The 15,629-nt window shown below is 65.8% G+C and carries 14 protein-coding genes; 4 read left to right on the top strand and 10 right to left on the bottom strand.

Going from position 1 to position 15,629, the window contains the following annotated elements; all coding sequences use genetic code 11:
- Nucleotide 1: 1 nt before the first annotated feature.
- Nucleotides 2–1,618: an ABC transporter substrate-binding protein gene (locus ACP7AR_RS02840; protein WP_426182492.1), complete on the bottom strand. Its 1,617-nt coding sequence runs from the start codon at nt 1,616–1,618 to the stop codon at nt 2–4.
- Nucleotides 1,619–1,786: 168 nt separating this feature from the next.
- Between ACP7AR_RS02840 and valS the strand changes: the two genes are divergently transcribed.
- Complete coding sequence (gene valS / locus ACP7AR_RS02835) at nt 1,787–4,375, top strand: valine--tRNA ligase (protein ID WP_426182490.1); 2,589 nt, start codon at nt 1,787–1,789, stop codon at nt 4,373–4,375.
- Nucleotides 4,375–4,590: a hypothetical protein gene (locus ACP7AR_RS02830; RefSeq protein ID WP_426182487.1), complete on the top strand. Its 216-nt coding sequence runs from the start codon at nt 4,375–4,377 to the stop codon at nt 4,588–4,590. Before valS ends, ACP7AR_RS02830 begins: the two co-directional genes overlap by 1 nt.
- A 29-nt stretch (nt 4,591–4,619) precedes the next feature.
- On the opposite strand, the gene ACP7AR_RS02825 is transcribed toward ACP7AR_RS02830, so the two are convergent.
- Both ACP7AR_RS02825 and ACP7AR_RS02820 read right to left on the bottom strand, forming a co-directional pair.
- The gene (locus ACP7AR_RS02825) at nt 4,620–4,853 is read right to left on the bottom strand and encodes a hypothetical protein (protein WP_426182485.1); all 234 of its coding nucleotides are present in this window, start codon (nt 4,851–4,853) and stop codon (nt 4,620–4,622) included.
- Nucleotides 4,850–5,470: an ArsR/SmtB family transcription factor gene (locus tag ACP7AR_RS02820; protein ID WP_426182482.1), complete on the bottom strand. Its 621-nt coding sequence runs from the start codon at nt 5,468–5,470 to the stop codon at nt 4,850–4,852. The genes ACP7AR_RS02825 and ACP7AR_RS02820 overlap by 4 nt, the downstream gene beginning before the upstream one ends.
- Nucleotides 5,471–5,574: 104 nt before the next feature.
- Here ACP7AR_RS02820 and ACP7AR_RS02815 point away from each other — a divergent pair, with 104 nt between their 5' ends.
- Together ACP7AR_RS02815 and ACP7AR_RS02810 are read left to right on the top strand one after the other, a co-directional pair.
- Nucleotides 5,575–7,626, top strand: a complete 2,052-nt coding sequence (locus ACP7AR_RS02815) for a M3 family metallopeptidase (protein ID WP_426182480.1) — start codon at nt 5,575–5,577, stop codon at nt 7,624–7,626.
- On the top strand, nt 7,626–8,279 hold the full coding sequence (locus tag ACP7AR_RS02810; RefSeq protein ID WP_426182477.1) for a class I SAM-dependent methyltransferase: 654 nt from the start codon (nt 7,626–7,628) through the stop codon (nt 8,277–8,279). Before ACP7AR_RS02815 ends, ACP7AR_RS02810 begins: the two co-directional genes overlap by 1 nt.
- A gap of 23 nt (nt 8,280–8,302) precedes the next feature.
- On the opposite strand, the gene ACP7AR_RS02805 is transcribed toward ACP7AR_RS02810, so the two are convergent.
- The 7 genes from ACP7AR_RS02805 to ACP7AR_RS02775 form a co-directional block, all read right to left on the bottom strand.
- Complete coding sequence (locus tag ACP7AR_RS02805; RefSeq protein ID WP_426182475.1) at nt 8,303–9,412, bottom strand: epoxide hydrolase family protein; 1,110 nt, start codon at nt 9,410–9,412, stop codon at nt 8,303–8,305.
- Between the two features lie 51 nt (nt 9,413–9,463).
- Nucleotides 9,464–10,006, bottom strand: coding sequence for an NUDIX hydrolase (locus ACP7AR_RS02800; protein WP_426182473.1), 543 nt, complete (start codon nt 10,004–10,006; stop codon nt 9,464–9,466).
- Complete coding sequence (gene clpX / locus ACP7AR_RS02795; protein ID WP_426182470.1) at nt 10,003–11,271, bottom strand: ATP-dependent Clp protease ATP-binding subunit ClpX; 1,269 nt, start codon at nt 11,269–11,271, stop codon at nt 10,003–10,005. The genes ACP7AR_RS02800 and clpX overlap by 4 nt, the downstream gene beginning before the upstream one ends.
- 83 nt (nt 11,272–11,354) lie before the next feature.
- Nucleotides 11,355–12,206, bottom strand: a complete 852-nt coding sequence (locus ACP7AR_RS02790) for an aldehyde dehydrogenase family protein (protein ID WP_426182468.1) — start codon at nt 12,204–12,206, stop codon at nt 11,355–11,357.
- Nucleotides 12,203–13,645 carry an aldehyde dehydrogenase family protein gene (locus tag ACP7AR_RS02785; RefSeq protein WP_426182466.1) on the bottom strand — a complete coding sequence of 481 codons (1,443 nt, stop codon included), beginning with the start codon at nt 13,643–13,645 and terminating at the stop codon, nt 12,203–12,205. Before ACP7AR_RS02785 ends, ACP7AR_RS02790 begins: the two co-directional genes overlap by 4 nt.
- A gap of 9 nt (nt 13,646–13,654) precedes the next feature.
- Nucleotides 13,655–14,656, bottom strand: coding sequence for a deoxyribose-phosphate aldolase (gene deoC, locus ACP7AR_RS02780; protein WP_426182463.1), 1,002 nt, complete (start codon nt 14,654–14,656; stop codon nt 13,655–13,657).
- Complete coding sequence (locus tag ACP7AR_RS02775) at nt 14,653–15,588, bottom strand: sugar-binding transcriptional regulator (RefSeq protein ID WP_426182460.1); 936 nt, start codon at nt 15,586–15,588, stop codon at nt 14,653–14,655. The genes deoC and ACP7AR_RS02775 overlap by 4 nt, the downstream gene beginning before the upstream one ends.
- Nucleotides 15,589–15,629 lie beyond the last annotated feature (41 nt).

The raw sequence follows: 15,629 nt of genomic DNA, 5'->3' as shown, positions 1-15,629 counted from the left end.
ATCAGCCGACCGTGACCTCGTAGAACAGCGGACGGCCATACAGGTCGTACTCGAGACCCGCGACGGTCTCGTTCACGGCAGTGATGAGCGACGGACTGTAGAGCGGCACGATCGCAGTGTATTGCGCGTTCCACTGCTGCAGCTGCTGGTAGATGGCGGTTCGCGCATCGGTATCGCTGGTGGCGACGCCTTCCTCGAGCAAGCCGTCGATCTCAGGGTCGGTGACCTGCGAGGCGTTCTGGAAGCCGTCCGTGTGCAGGTGGCTGCGCAGCAGATCACCATCGACGCCGGAGAAACCCCAGTCGGTGAGGTCGAAGGTCTTCGGGCCGTACTGCGCGTTGTAGGCACCTGGTTCCAGCACCTCTCGTACGACCTCGAAGCCGATGTCGGCGAGATCGGACTGGATGGCGTTGGCCAGCGCGGCATTGTCGTCGGACACCGGCGTGTAGGCGATCCATCGCACGGAGAGCCGCTGGCCGTCCTTCATGCGGATGCCGTCGCTGTCACGTTCGGACCATCCGGCTTCATCCAGCAGGCTGTTCGCCTCGTCCTGGTCGAACGGCCAGCTGCCCTCCAGCGACGCGTCATAGCCCGGCGTCGTCGAGCCGAGGATGCTCCATGCCCGGGGGAACTGGCCGAAGAAGATCTCCTCGACGGCTGCGTCGATGTCGACGCCTCTGGCGAACGCCTGCCGCACCTTCTCGTCGGCGAAGACCCCGTACTTCTCGTTCAGATACAGCGAGTACGGCAGCCCCGGGTACTCGTTCGCGTCGACCGTGAGCGTGTCGGGAAGCTCGACGGCGAGGTTCGGCGGGATGTTGCTGGCGAGGTCGGCTTCACCGCTCTCCACCACTCCGGCTCGCACCGACGCCTCGGGCAGGATCTCCACGCGCAGCGTCTCGAACTGTGCGGCCTCGCCGCCGTCCGGTCCCCATGCGTAGTCGGGGTTGCGAGTGTAGACGATCTCCTGGTCCGGGGTGTACTCGGTGAGTGCGAAGGGACCGGTTCCCACTGTGACGCCGGGACCGCCCGCTTTCAGCTGATCGGCGGAGCTCTCCAGCACCGCCGGTGAGTAGAAGCCGAGCAGCGGGGTGCTCGCGGCCTGGAGGAAGGGCGCATACGGCTGACTGAAGGTGACCTCGACCGTGAACTCGTCGATCACCTCGGTGCCGGCGTAGAACTCGCCGCCGAGCATGCTCGCAGCCTGCGCCGAGGCCGTCTCGGGGTCGGCGATGCGGTCGAAGTTCGCCTTCACGGCATCCGCATTGAACGGCTCTCCGTCGTGGAAGGTGACATCGTCGCGCAGCTCGAACGTGTAGACGGTGCCATCATCGGACACCGTCCAGTCGGTGGCGAGCCACGGGGAGAACGAGCCGTCGGACTCCTGGAACACCAGTGAGTCGAGGACTGCGCGTTGCACCATGCTCGACACGTCGAGCTGGCTCGTCTGCGGGTCCATGTGCCCGGCCGACAGGTTCGCTCCCTCGATGGCCCAGACGACTTCCCCTCCGCTTTCGGACTCGGAGCCGCCAGGGCCGGCGCACGCGCTGAGCGCGAGGGCTGTGGCCGCAGCGAGCGCGGTGATGGGCAGAATGCGACGCACGAGCAGACCGGGCATGCGAGTCCTCAGAAAGAGTGGAAGGGGTCAGTCAATTCTAGCCGGGGTTTTTGGACAGGGTCGATCTACGTCGACGTGCGGCCGCAACGGCCTTCGGTAGACTGGCGGTCACAACCCACACTCAGGCACGCTCACACAGTGCCGCATACATCGCGCAAGGAGACCTCCATGTCGGCAACCGTCCAGAACCAGATCCCTGACAAGCCCGCACTCGAAGGCCTCGAAGCGAAGTGGGACGGCGTCTGGGCCGAGCAGGGCACGTACCTGTTCGATCGCATCCGCGCAGCGGAACTCGGCCGCGATGGCGTCTACTCGATCGACACGCCGCCGCCGACGGCATCCGGCTCTCTGCACATCGGCCATGTGTTCTCCTACACCCACACCGACGTGAAGGCCCGATACGAGCGCATGCGCGGCAAGAGCGTGTTCTACCCGATCGGGTGGGACGACAACGGTCTGCCGACCGAGCGTCGCGTGCAGAACTTCTACGGAGTGCGCGTCGACCCTACGCTCCCCTATGACGTCGACTTCGTCCCTCCCTTCGAGGGCGACGCGAAGAGCCTGAAGGCCGCAGACCAGCAGCCGATCAGCCGCCGCAACTTCATCGAGCTGTGCGAGCGTCTCACCGTCGAGGACGAGAAGCAGTTCGAGGATGTGTTCCGCCAACTCGGCCTCAGTGTCGACTGGACGCAGACGTATCGCACGATCTCGGACGAGACGATCCGACAGAGCCAGCTCGGCTTCATCCGCAACCACGAACGCGGCGAGGCGTACCAGGCGCTCGCACCCACACTGTGGGACGTCGACTTCCGCTCGGCCATCGCCCAGGCGGAACTCGAAGACCGCGACCAGCAGGCGTCGTTCCACCGCATCGCGTTCCACAAGACGGACGGCTCCGGCGACATCCACATCGAGACGACGCGCCCAGAGCTGCTCGCGGCATGTGTCGCCCTCGTCGCGCACCCGGACGACGAGCGCTACCAGCCCTACTTCGGCCAGACCGTACGCACACCGCTGTTCGACGTCGAGGTGCCGGTGCTCGCGCACCACCTCGCCCAGCAGGACAAGGGCTCGGGCATCGCGATGGTCTGCACGTTCGGCGATGTCACCGACATGATCTGGTGGCGCGAGCTCGACCTGCCGATCCGTACGATCCTGGGTCTGGACGGCCGCGTGATCGCGGAAGCTCCCGAAGCGATCGAGTCGGATGCCGGCACCGCTGCCTACGCCGAGCTCGCAGGCAAGACCGTCTTCAGCGCCAAGAAGCGTGTCGTGGAGCTGCTGGAGGAATCGGGCGAGCTGCTCGAAGTCTCCAAGCCCTTCAACCACGCCGTGAAGTTCTTCGAGAAGGGCGACCGCCCGCTCGAGATCGTCTCGACCCGCCAGTGGTACATCCGCAACGGCGCGCGCGACCAGGATCTGCGCGACCGGTTGATCGCGCACGGCAAGGGGCTGCAGTGGCACCCCGACTTCATGCGCGTGCGGTACGAGAACTGGGTCGGCGGCCTCACCGGCGACTGGCTTGTCTCGCGTCAGCGCTTCTTCGGCGTGCCGCTGCCGGTCTGGTACGGCCTGGACGCGAACGGCGAACGGGACTACGACCGCGTTCTGATGGCATCGCCAGAGCAGCTGCCGATCGACCCGACCAGCGACGTCCCCGCCGGCTACACCGAGGACCAGCGTGGTGTCGCGGGCGGCTTCGAGGCCGAGACCGACATCCTCGACACGTGGGCCACCTCTTCGCTGACTCCGCAGCTCGCCGGTGGATGGCAGCGCGACGAGGAGCTGTGGAACCTCGTCGCCCCGTTCGATGTGCGTCCGCAGGCGCAGGACATCATCCGCACCTGGCTGTTCTCGACCATGTTGCGCTCGACGCTCGAAGACGGCCGTTCGCCGTGGAAGCACGCTTCGATCTCGGGCTTCATCGTCGATCCCGACCGTAAGAAGATGTCGAAGTCCAAGGGCAATGTCGTCACCCCTGCCGACATCCTCGAGAAGCATGGTTCGGATGCCGTCCGCTACTGGGCGGCCTCCAGCCGCCTCGGAGTGGACGCCGCGTTCGATCCGCAGAACCCCACCCAGATGAAGATCGGTCGTCGCCTGGCGATCAAGGTGCTCAACGCCGCGAAGTTCGTGCTGTCGTTCCCCGTGCCAGAAGGCGCCCAGGTGACGCATGCGCTCGACGCATCGATGCTCACCGCTCTCGACGACGTCATCCGCGAGACGACCAAGGCGTTCGACGCGTTCGATCACGCCCGCGCACTCGAGATCACCGAGTCGTTCTTCTGGGCGTTCTGCGACGACTACCTCGAGCTCGTCAAGGAGCGCGCTTACGACCAGACCGATGTCGGCCAGCCCTCTGCCGCGCTCGCGCTGCGGATCGCACTGTCGACTTTGCTCCGCCTGCTCGCACCTGTCGTGTCGTTCGCGACGGAAGAGTCGTGGAGCTGGTTCGAAGAGGGCTCGATCCACACTGCAGCCTGGCCGGAGCCGCTCGCGGCCGAAGGCGATCCTGCCGTGCTGGCCGCAGCCAGTGCGGCACTGATCGGCATCCGCCGCGCCAAGACCGAGGCGAAGGCCTCGCAGAAGACGCCGGTCTCGCGTGCAGTGATCGTCGCTCCGGCCGAGACGCTGGAGGCCGTGCGTGCTGCAGCTGATGATCTGCGCGCTGTCGGTCGGATCGCCGAACTGGAGTTCGTCGTGGGCGAGGAACTCGCCGTCACCGAGATCGAACTCGCCCCGGTCGAGGCGAGCTGATGCAACTCGGCACGCGGTGGGCGACGGGCTCTGACGCCCCGGCATCCGTGCCCGCCGCCCTGCGGCCGGCCATCGCCGAGGTCGAGGCACGCGGCGTCAACGGCATGTGGACGCTCACGTGGTTGGAGGGACGACCGATCGCCGAGCTGGATGCCGGATGGGAAGTGCTGGTCACATCATCCGGCGAAGTGGTCGCGCGCGAGTTCCAGGACTGAGCGCGCGGACGGGCGAGCCGAAACGGTCTCTACCGTCGCGGCAACCCCATCTGCGACAGCAGGTGATCCGTTGCGCGAGAGTCGTTCTTGCGGGTCTGCTGCTCCTTGACGGCCGCGAGCATCCGCTCCCGACGGTCTCCACGACGCTCGGCTCTTCGCGTCGCCCAACCAGTCATGGCCGCGGCGAGGCGGATGGATGCGCGTTCGATCGTGGAGGCGCCCCGCGGTATCGTGATCGCGCGAGTGGCGGTTACAGCGCTCATGATGCGGACTCCTTCTTGTTCGTGAGATTCTTCAACGCGAAGACGTCGGCACGCACGCTCACGCGTCGCACGCCCTCACCCTTCTGGTCGCGGTAGGCCTCTGCGGCTTCATCGATGACGCCTTGGATCCTCTTGATGAGGTCGATCGTCTGCTCTGCGGTCATGCTGATTCCGCTGGTCAGTGACGAACTGGCGTCCGCCCACTCGGCCGGCTCTTTATCGATGCGTCCGCTGAAGAACTCCATGAGCTCGTCGTGTCGGCGGCGCATCGCTTCGGCGACCGCAACCTGAAGGGCGGCCTCTCCCGCGGGCGATCCCTGCACAGCGCGTGAGTCGTAGACGACACCGCCAGCCGGTCGTTCCCACCAGCGTTCCCGCCCGGCGCGTTCGCCCTCGACTTCGCGGATCAGGTCGTGCCGTGCCAGCGCCCGAAGGTGGTAACTGGTCGCGCCGGAGGACTCCCCCAGAATCTCCGCAAGAGTACTCGCCGTCTGGGGACCCTCCTGAGCGAGGATGTCGAACATCCGCACGCGCAGCGGGTGCGACAGCGCGCGCAGCGCTCCGACGTCCAGCACGCGTCGTTGTGCGGCGACGGGGAGCTTCTCATTCTCGGGCACGTTACAAAGATAACCTTGCAAAGGTTTCTTTGCAAATGATTCTTTGCAAGCATTTCTTTGCACGTCGCTCGCGTCTCACCGACGGGCACCCATAGGCTCGTCTCATGACCGATGCCGCGAACCCGCTCCTGACGCCATCCGCTCTCCCCTATTCGCTTCCGGATTACACTGCCATCCGTCCCGAGCACTACCTGCCGGCGTTCCAGGAGGCGTTCGATGAGCACCTCGCTGAGATCCGACGTATCACGATGGTGCGATCGATGCCGACCTTCGAGAACACGATGGTGCCGCTGGAGCTGGCAGGGGCCGTGCTCGAGCGCGTCGCCCACGCGTTCTACACGGTGAGCTCTGCTGACGCCACGGAAGAGATCCAGGCGATCGACGAGAAACTCGCTCCTCTGATGGCCGCGCACGAGGACGCCATCCGTCTCGACGCGCAGCTGTACTGGCGGGTGAAGAGCCTGCACGATCATCTCGACGAGTCAGGACTCGACGGCGAGAGCCGCTACCTCGTGGAACGCCACTTCCGTGAGATGACTCACGCCGGTGCCGGGCTCGATGATGAAGCCAAGTCGCGGCTCACCGCGCTGAACCAGCAGCTGTCCACGTTGACCACGACGTTCGAGAAGAACCTCCTCGCCGATACCAAGGACCTTGCTGTGCTGTTCGAGAATGCCTCCGAACTGGACGGTCTTGCCGACGGTGAGCTCTCAGCGGCGGCGCGTGCTGCTTCAGAGCGCGGGCACGAGGGCAGCTTCCTGATCTCACTCACCCTGTTCACGGGGCACCCATATCTTGCGTCGTTGACGAATCGCGAGAGCCGACGCCTGATCATGGAGGCTTCCCGCTCTCGTGGTGCGCGCGGCAACGCGAACGACAACCGGGCGGTGCTCACCGAGATCGTCGCGCTCCGAGCCGAGCGCGCAGCACTGCTCGGGTATCCCTCGCACGCGGCATACGTGACGGCTGACGAGACCGCTGGCACACCCGATGCCGTTTCCGACCTGCTTCATCGTCTGGCGCCGGCCGCGGCATCCAACGCTCGCGCCGAGCAGGAAGCGCTTCAGGCGATCGTCGACGAGTCGGAGGATGCACCGTTCGCGCTCGAGGCGCACGACTGGGCGTTCTACACCGAGAAGGTGCGCACAGCGAAGTACGACATCGACACTGCAGCACTGCGGCCATGGTTCGAGGCAGAGCGGGTGCTGCAGGACGGCGTCTTCCACGCCGCGACTCGGCTGTACGGTGTGACGTTCACCGAGCGTGCAGATCTGGTCGCCTACCACCCCGGTGCGCGCGTCTTCGAGGTGCACAACGCGGGCGGCACCGCGCTCGGCCTGTACGTGCTCGACCTGTACACGCGCGACACGAAGCGCGGCGGCGCGTGGATGAACCCGATCGTCAGCCAATCCGCCCTCCGCGGCACTGCGCCAGTCGTCGTCAACAACCTGAACGTGGCGCAACCCGGCGACGGGCAGCCGACGCTCCTCACGCTCGATGAGGTGACGACGCTGTTCCACGAGTTCGGTCACGCGCTGCACGGCCTGTTCGCGACGGTGAACTACCCGCACTTCGCCGGCACGAACGTGTTCCGAGACTTCGTGGAGTTCCCGAGCCAGGTGAACGAGATGTGGATCCTGTGGGCGGAAGTGCTCGACAACTACGCGCGCCACTACGAGACCGGCGAGGCGCTGGATGCCGGCATCGTGGAACGTCTGCGTGCGACGGAGACGTTCAACCAGGGGCATGACACGAGCGAATACCTGGCCGCCGCGTGGTTGGATCAGGCCTGGCACCGCGTCAGCACAGACGCGCAGATCGACGACGTCACCGCGTTCGAGGCGGAAGCCCTCGCGGAGATCGGACTCGACAACCCTGCCGTGCCGACACGCTATTCCTCCACCTACTTCGCGCATGTGTTCTCCGGCGGCTACAGCGCCGGATATTACTCGTACATCTGGAGCGAGGTGCTCGACGCCGACACTGTCGAGTGGTTCCACGACAACGGCGGCCTCACCCGTGAGAACGGCGACCGCTTCCGCGCGCGGCTGCTCGGCGTCGGCGGATCCAAGGATCCGCTCGAGGCCTACCGCGACTTCCGTGGCCGCGACGCCGATATCGCCCCGCTGCTCAAGCGCCGCGGCCTGGGTGGTTGATGGATGCTGCGAAGCCAGGCGCCTCGCGCGGACGGGTGGAGCAGGCTCAGCGGCGTGAGGAGATCCGAACAGCCTTCGATGCGCGAGCCGCCACGTACGACGAGAGCACGATGCATCGTGACGTCGCCGCAGCGGTTGCCGACTTCGTCGATCTGACGGATGTCGACGACGTCCTCGACGTCGCGTCGGGCACCGGCCTGGTACTGCGCGCACTCGCGCGGCGCTCCCGTGCGATCACGCTGACCGGCATCGACGTGGCCCCCGCAATGGTCGAGGTTGCGCGACGGCAACTGCCAGAAGCGTCGTTCATCGAAGCGGATGCCGCTCTCATACCGTTCGCCGACGCCTGCGCCGATCTCATCACCTGCGTCACCGCATTGCACGCGATCGCGAACACCGCCGCTGCACTGTCCGAGTGGCATCGACTCCTACGAACGCGCGGACGCGTCGTCTCGGCCACGTTCGTCGCGGACGGGCGAAAGGGTCCGTTGCGGAGAGATCACCGATATCCCGCGGATCATCGGCCGTTTGAAACACGGGAGCAGCTCTCTGCGACGGCCGCGCGACACGGTTTCGCCATCATCCGATCAATACTCTGGTCGGACGAGGTCGATACGCTTCTGATCGCGGAGTGGGTGCCCACTCCGCGCTGATCGTTCGCGCGGCGGGATCCGAGCTACGACGGCAACAGCCCGAGCTCGCGCCCGAAGGCGCGCATGCGGGTGGCCATCGCCTGCGGCACCTCGGCGATCGCGAAGTGCCCGCCCTCCGGCATCCGATCGAACGAGCGCAGGTCTCGGTAATACGCCCGCGCCACGCTCTCGGGATAATCATGCTCGTGACGCTGGATCGCGACTGCAGCCGGTACGTCGACGGGAGGGATCCGGCGGTACTCACCACCGTCGAAATAACTTCGGAACGACGTCGCGATGCTCTGCGTGGACCAGTAGATCATCGCCTCGGTGAGGATCCGATCGCGCGAGATCCTGCGCTCGAGCAACTCGGGCTCGGCCGTCGGGGTGTCGCTCCATTCGACCAGCTTCTCGGCGATCCAGGCGATGAGACCCGTCGGAGAGTCGTTCAGCGCCGCGGCGAGAGTATCCGGACGTGTTCCCTGGATGTGACCGTAGGCACCATCCGGCCCGCCACTGGCGGAGAGTCGATCGAAGAAGGCTCGAGCGGCCGGGTCATCCACGCGTGCCCGCTCCTCATCCGTGCCGAAGTGGGCGTGTGTGGCGAGAATGCCATGTACATGGTCAGGGTACGTCGCCGCGATCAGATCGCTCACGTTCGCCGAGATGTCCTCGCCGTACGTGAGATATCGCTCATAGCCCAGCACGTCGCTCATGAGGGAGTGCATCAGCCGAGCCATCACGCTCTCCGTCATGGTTGCGTCAAACGGTGCGGAGAAGGCGAATCCGGGCATACTCGGAACGACCACGTGGAAGTCCGGCAACAAGCGGGCGAACTCGAGCTGGAGCGCGAAGGTGTGCGGCCATCCGTGCATCACCAGCAGCGCAGGAGCATCAGAGCGTTCGGATCTCAGATGGACGAAGTGGATGTCGGTGCCCTCGACATCGGCGATGAACTGCGGATGCTGATTCAGCCATTCTTCGCGTTCGCGCCAGTCGAATGAGCGCCATGAGTCGACCAAGTCGCGAAGATAGTCCGCAGACATGCCGGCCTCGGGACGCCGGGGCGAGTCGGGAAGCAATCGTGCACGCGAGAGTCGCTCTCGCAGATCGACGACGACGTCCTCAGCAACGGATATCCGGAAGCTTCGCATGGCGCCACCCTAGATCCAGCCGCAGACATCGCGTTCGCCGGAGACGCCGCGTCACATGTGAGCGAGCGCCTTGTACCAGGTCAACTGGTGATAGCTCTGCTGCAAGTGCTCCCCCAGCCCGGCGAGAGGGAGAATGCGGACGGTGATGAGCTCACCCTCGTCGAGTTCCTGTTCCGCCACGCGAGAGCACTCCCGGGCGAGGAAATGATGGACGCGATTCGTGTGGTTGCCGAAGTTCGCCCATGTCGCGCCGAGGTCGACCATCTCCTGAGCCTGGAACCCGGTCTCTTCGAGAAGCTCCCTCGCGGCTGCATCACCCGGCTCCTCGCCTGGTTCCACAGCACCGCCGATCGTGCCCGAAGCGACGATCCCGGCGCCGTGTCGATACTCCTCGACGACGATCGCTTGGCCATCGACGTCCACAGCGAGGACGGACACCCACTCACTGGGCTCGAGCACGTAGTACGGCGAGATCGTGCGACCCACCGCATCCACGCACTCGTCCGCCCTCAACCGGATCCAGCGATCCGCGACGATCGTCTCGCTCGAGATCGTCTGCCAGGGTTCGGGGCGGCTGCGCCCCGCCGGGCTCACGCGCTCTTGCGCTTGCGTTCCATCACGATGGTCGGCGGCGCGCCCTCGTCGACAGCGGCACGAGTGACCACGACCTTCTTGACGTCCTCGGCAGACGGGATCTCGAACATGATGGGTCCGAGCACGTCTTCGAGGATGGCGCGAAGCCCACGCGCACCCGTCTTGCGCTCCACCGCCAGGTCGGCGATCGAACGCAGCGCGTCATCGTCGAACTCGAGTTCGACGCCATCGATCTCGAACATGCGCTGGTACTGCTTGACGAGTGCGTTGCGCGGTCCGGTGAGGATGTCGATCAGCGCGTCCTGATCCAGTGGCGAAACCGAGGCGATGATCGGAAGTCGCCCGATGAACTCCGGGATGAGCCCGAACTTGTGCAGGTCCTCAGGAAGAACCTCGCTGTACAGGTCGAGATCCTTGCTCTTGTCGTGCAGCGGAGCGCCGAAGCCGACCCCGTGCTTGCCGATGCGCGACGACACGATGTCTTCGAGGCCCGCGAAGGCGCCGGCGACGATGAAGAGCACGTTCGTCGTGTCGATCTGCAGGAACTCCTGGTGCGGGTGCTTGCGTCCGCCCTGCGGCGGAACCGCTGCGACGGTGCCCTCGATGATCTTCAACAGCGCCTGCTGCACGCCCTCGCCGGACACATCCCGCGTGATCGACGGGTTCTCGGCCTTGCGGGCGATCTTGTCGATCTCGTCGATGTAGATGATGCCCTGCTCGGCGCGCTTCACATCGTAGTCGGCGGCCTGGATGAGCTTGAGGAGGATGTTCTCGACGTCTTCGCCCACGTAGCCGGCTTCTGTGAGAGCCGTGGCATCCGCGACCGCGAACGGCACGTTGAGCCGCTTGGCGAGTGTCTGAGCGAGATAGGTCTTGCCGCACCCGGTCGGACCGATGAGCAGGATGTTGCTCTTGGCGATCTCGACCTCGTCGGCCTTCTGCTCGGCGAGCTGAAGCGTGCCGTGCGCGCGGACGCGCTTGTAGTGGTTGTACACGGCGACGGCGAGAGAGCGCTTCGCAGGCTCTTGACCGACCACGTACTCCTCGAGGAACGAGAAGATCTCACGAGGCTTGGGGAGATCGAAATCGGCGACCCCGTCGGCGGACGATTCCGCCATGCGCTCTTCGATGATCTCGTTGCACAGCTCGACGCATTCGTCGCAGATGTACACACCGGGGCCAGCGATCAGCTGCTGCACCTGCTTCTGACTCTTTCCGCAGAACGAGCACTTGAACAGGTCAGCGCTTTCACCGATTCGGGCCATGCGCGTCCTCCTTGGGGAGACTGAGAAACTCCTTCGAGCCTAACCTCTCCCTCAGACACTGGGCCGCATTGGCGCGGCCCAGGTCAGATCAAACTCTTCGTGTGCCACACCGTCTTCGTCTCGGTGAACGCCGCGATCCGTTCCGGAGACGCCGTCACCTCGCCGGGTGTGAGCACGCGCTTGAGCGTGTCCGCCGCTGCGATCTGGAGGTCGACCCATTCGAGCGCATCAGCGCCGGCGAGATCGAGGGCGTTGACGTCGGCGTGGGAAGCGAGCCACGGCGCGATCTCCGCCGGAGATCCGGTGAGCACGTTCACGACTCCCCCTGGCACGTCGCTCGTCGCGAGGACCTCGGCGAAGCTGATGGCCGAGAGCGGATGCTGCTCGCTCGCGATCACGACGACGGCGTTGCCGGCGACGAGCGCGGGGGCGACGACCGAGACGAGTCCGAGCAGCGCCGATTCCTGCGGCGCGACGATCGCGACGACACCGGTGGGCTCTGGTACCGAGATGTTGAAGTACGGACCTGCGACCGGATTCGCGTTTCCTGCGACCTGGGCGTACTTGTCGCACCAACCGGCGTACCAGACCCACAGGTCCACGGCCTCATCGACCTGTGCGCCGGCAGCTGCTGTGGAGACGCCCTCCTGCGCGACGATCTCGTCGACGAACTGCGCGCGTCGTCCTTCCAGCACCTCTGCGACCCGATAGAGCACCTGGCCGCGGTTGTATGCCGTCGCTCCGGACCAGCCCTTGACGGCCGCGCGGGCGGCGACCACGGCATCCCGAGCGTCCTTGCGGGAGCCCTTCGACGCGTTCGCGAGGAACGCGCCCTTCGCCGAGAGCACCTCGTAGGTGCGCCCTGACTCACTGCGAGGGAACTTCCCACCGATCGCGAGCTTGTACGTCTTCGGAACAGTCAGTCGCTTGCTCATGCCGAAGCCCCCTTCAGGTATGCGGTGAGACCATGTCGGCCGCCCTCGCGGCCGTATCCGGATTCTTTGTAGCCACCGAACGGGCTCGCCGGGTCGAACCGGTTGAAGGTGTTCGCCCAGACGACGCCGGCGCGGAGCTGGTCGGCGACGGCGAGGATGCGCGAGCCCTTGTCAGTCCAGATGCCGGCCGACAGTCCATAAGGTGTGTTGTTCGCCTTGGCGATCGCCTCGGCAGGTGTGCGGAACGTCAGAACCGAGAGCACGGGACCGAAGACCTCGTCACGGGCGATGCGATGCGATGCTTCGACGCCGGTGAAGATCGTCGGTGCGAACCAGAACCCCTTGTCGGGGATCGCGCAATCGGCGGTCCAGCGCTCGGCTCCCTCGGCTTCACCGATGTCGCTGAGCTCGCGGATGCGCGAGAGCTGCGCGGCGGAGTTGATCGCACCGATGTCGGTGTTCTTGTCGAGCGGGTCGCCCAGGCGCAGAGTCGACAGACGGGTCTTCAGACGATCGATGACCTCGTCGTGGATCGACTCCTGCACGAGGAGACGGCTGCCGGCGCAGCAGACGTGACCCTGATTGAAGAAGATGCCGTTGACGATCCCCTCGACCGCCTGATCGATCGGCGCGTCATCGAACACGATGTTCGCGGCCTTTCCGCCGAGCTCGAGAGTGACCTTCTTGCCGGTGCCGGCGATGGCGCGGGCGATGTCGCGTCCGACGCCGGTCGAGCCGGTGAAGGCGACCTTGTCGACATCGGGGTGACGCACGAGGGTCGCTCCGGTGGAGCCGGCACCTGTGACGATGTTGACGACACCGGCCGGAAGGTCTGCCTGCTGCAGGATCTCGGCGAAGATGAGCGCTGTGAGCGGCGTCGTCTCCGCGGGCTTGAGGACCACGGTGTTGCCTGCCGCGAGGGCGGGCGCGATCTTCCACGCGAGCATCAGCAGCGGGAAGTTCCACGGAATGATCTGACCCGCCACACCGAGAGCGCGGGGGTTCGCGCCGAGGCCGGCGTGATCGAGCTTGTCCGCCCAACCGGCGTAGTAGAAGAACCACGACGCGACGAGCGGCACATCGACGTCACGACTCTCCTTGATGGGCTTGCCGTTGTCGAGGCTCTCCGCCACTGCGAGTTCGCGGGCGCGCTCCTGCACGAGGCGCGCGATGCGGAAGAGGTACTTGCCTCGATCCCGCCCGCTCATCTTCGACCACACCTTGTCGTACGCGCGACGCGCCGCGGTGACGGCGCGATCGATGTCTGCGTCGTCAGCGCCGGCGATCTCGGCGATGCGCGACTCGTCGGCAGGTGAGATGGTCGTGAAGCTCTTGCCCGAGCCGTCGACGAACTCGCCGTCGATGAACAGGCCGTAACTGTCACGCAGGTTCAGGATCGCCTTCGATTCGGGCGCCGGGGCATATTCCAGGAATGACATATCTGGTCCTCAGTCGATCGTGACGTAGTCGGGGCCGGAGTAGTGGCCGGTGGTCAACTTCTGACGCTGCAGCAGCACGTCATTGAGCAGGCTCGACGCACCGAAGCGGAACAGGTGCGGCTGGAGCCATTCCTCCCCCGCTGTCTCCGCCACGGTGACGACGTACTTGATGGCGTCCTTGGACGTGCGGATGCCGCCGGCCGGCTTCACGCCGATCTTCTCGCCGGTCGCCCGGTACCAGTCGCGCACGGTCTCGAGCATCAGCAGCGTCGTGGGCAGCGTGGCCGCGGGCTGCACCTTGCCTGTGGAGGTCTTGATGAAGTCGCCACCGGCGAGGATGCCGAGCCACGAGGCCCGCTTGATGTTGTCGTAAGTGTTGAGTTCGCCTGTCTCGAGGATCACCTTGAGCGAGGCGTGGCTGCCGTCCTCACGACGGCACGCCTCCTTCACCGCTGCGATCTGGTCGAAGACGAGTCCGTAGCGCCCGGAGAGGAACGCCCCGCGGTCGATGACCATGTCGATCTCGTCTGCGCCGGCGGCGACCGCCTCCGCGGTGTCGGCGAGCTTGATGGGGAGCGATGCGCGGCCGCTCGGGAACGCGGTGGCGACGGCCGCGACCGAGATCCGCCCGTCGTCCGGGTCTCCGTGCAACGCACCGAGCGCCTCGACGGCGTGCCCGACCATGTCTCCGTAGACGCAGACGGCCGCGACGAGCGGTGTCGACGGGTCTGCGGCGTCCGGCGTCTTCGCCTTGGCGACGAGCGAACGCACCTTGCCGGGGGTGTCAGCCCCCTCGAGCGTCGTGAGGTCGATCAGGGAGATGATCTTGTCTATCGCCCAGGCCTTCGACGTCGTCTTGATCGAGCGCGTGCCGAGGCCGGCTGCACGCTGCTCCAGTCCGGTCGCATCCACGCCGGGGAGTCCGTGCAGGAATCGACGCAGTGTGGCATCGTCGGGCTCTCCGCCCAGCACATCCACCGCAGAGCGGCGGGTGAGTTCTTTGGTTGTCATCGTTCCTCCAACAATGCTCGAGCTGTGTTCTCATCTGTCACCAGAACGCTGCAAAGTCCGCTGGTCACGACTGTACGCGCGATGTCGTGCTTCAGGGGCCCGGCGGTGACGAAGATCGACTGCTTCGCCGAGCGCAGGCGATCAAGTCCGACGCCGACCGTGCGCGCGTCGAGCTGTGCATCGACGATGTTGCCGTCGGCGTCGACGTAGCGACCGAGCACGTCGCCCACCGCGCCGCGCCGAGCCAGCTCCTCGATGTCCGCCGGCGTCAGATAGCCGTTCTCGACATGGGCGGACGTCGCATCCGCCGGACCGGCGGAGTAAAGGTAGGTCTGCGCGTCGGCAGCCTGCTCCAGGATGGCTGAGACCGTGCGATCCGCTTCGATCGCCCGCTTCGTCTCCACACGTTCAAGGATCGCGGGGCTGGGGAGCAGAGTCGCCTGTCCCCCGGCACGCTGCGCGATCGTCATCGCCAGGGTCGCTGCTCCGCCCGAGCGCCGATTCAGGCTCACCCCGCCGTTGAGCTGGACGACAGTCACACCGTTCGCCCATCCCTGAGGCAGTGCCTCGGCGACGGCCGTCAGCGTGCGTCCCCAGCTGACACTGAGCGTGCGCGGCACGGGGCGAAGGGCCGTCAGGTGATCTGCTGCGGCCTGAGCGACACGATCGAGGGTCGTGCTCTCGTCATCCGGCATCGGGACGACGATGGCGTCGGCGAGACCGAAGCGTTCGACGATCTCACGTTCGAGAGTGAGCCTGCGGGCGCGCGGATGCACGATCTCGATCCGCACGATGCCCTTGTCCCTCGCCTGAGTCAGGAGCCGCCCGACCTTCCAACGCGAGATCTTCAGGAGGGCACCGATCTCGTCCTGCGTCTTCGCCTCGTCATAGTAGAGCTCGGCGACACGCACTGTCAGCAGATCTTCGTCCACGGCATCCTCCTTCTGCGTACCAGCGTAGCCAGGAACACGCA

Origin of the sequence: Microbacterium sp. TWP3-1-2b2 (assembly GCF_049896145.1) — a bacterium.
Lineage (GTDB): Bacteria > Actinomycetota > Actinomycetes > Actinomycetales > Microbacteriaceae > Microbacterium.
This window is presented reverse-complemented; position numbering and strand designations above follow the sequence as displayed.

What these genes read in the sequence shown, in the direction of transcription:
- ACP7AR_RS02840 (WP_426182492.1), bottom strand. Translation starts at nt 1,618, where the DNA reads ATGCCCGGTCTGCTCGTGCGTCGCATTCTGCCCATCACCGCGCTCGCT.
- valS (WP_426182490.1), top strand. Translation starts at nt 1,787, where the DNA reads ATGTCGGCAACCGTCCAGAACCAGATCCCTGACAAGCCCGCACTCGAA.
- ACP7AR_RS02830 (WP_426182487.1), top strand. Translation starts at nt 4,375, where the DNA reads ATGCAACTCGGCACGCGGTGGGCGACGGGCTCTGACGCCCCGGCATCC.
- ACP7AR_RS02825 (WP_426182485.1), bottom strand. Translation starts at nt 4,853, where the DNA reads ATGAGCGCTGTAACCGCCACTCGCGCGATCACGATACCGCGGGGCGCC.
- ACP7AR_RS02815 (WP_426182480.1), top strand. Translation starts at nt 5,575, where the DNA reads ATGACCGATGCCGCGAACCCGCTCCTGACGCCATCCGCTCTCCCCTAT.
- ACP7AR_RS02810 (WP_426182477.1), top strand. Translation starts at nt 7,626, where the DNA reads ATGGATGCTGCGAAGCCAGGCGCCTCGCGCGGACGGGTGGAGCAGGCT.
- ACP7AR_RS02805 (WP_426182475.1), bottom strand. Translation starts at nt 9,412, where the DNA reads ATGCGAAGCTTCCGGATATCCGTTGCTGAGGACGTCGTCGTCGATCTG.
- clpX (WP_426182470.1), bottom strand. Translation starts at nt 11,271, where the DNA reads ATGGCCCGAATCGGTGAAAGCGCTGACCTGTTCAAGTGCTCGTTCTGC.
- ACP7AR_RS02790 (WP_426182468.1), bottom strand. Translation starts at nt 12,206, where the DNA reads ATGAGCAAGCGACTGACTGTTCCGAAGACGTACAAGCTCGCGATCGGT.
- ACP7AR_RS02785 (WP_426182466.1), bottom strand. Translation starts at nt 13,645, where the DNA reads ATGTCATTCCTGGAATATGCCCCGGCGCCCGAATCGAAGGCGATCCTG.
- deoC (WP_426182463.1), bottom strand. Translation starts at nt 14,656, where the DNA reads ATGACAACCAAAGAACTCACCCGCCGCTCTGCGGTGGATGTGCTGGGC.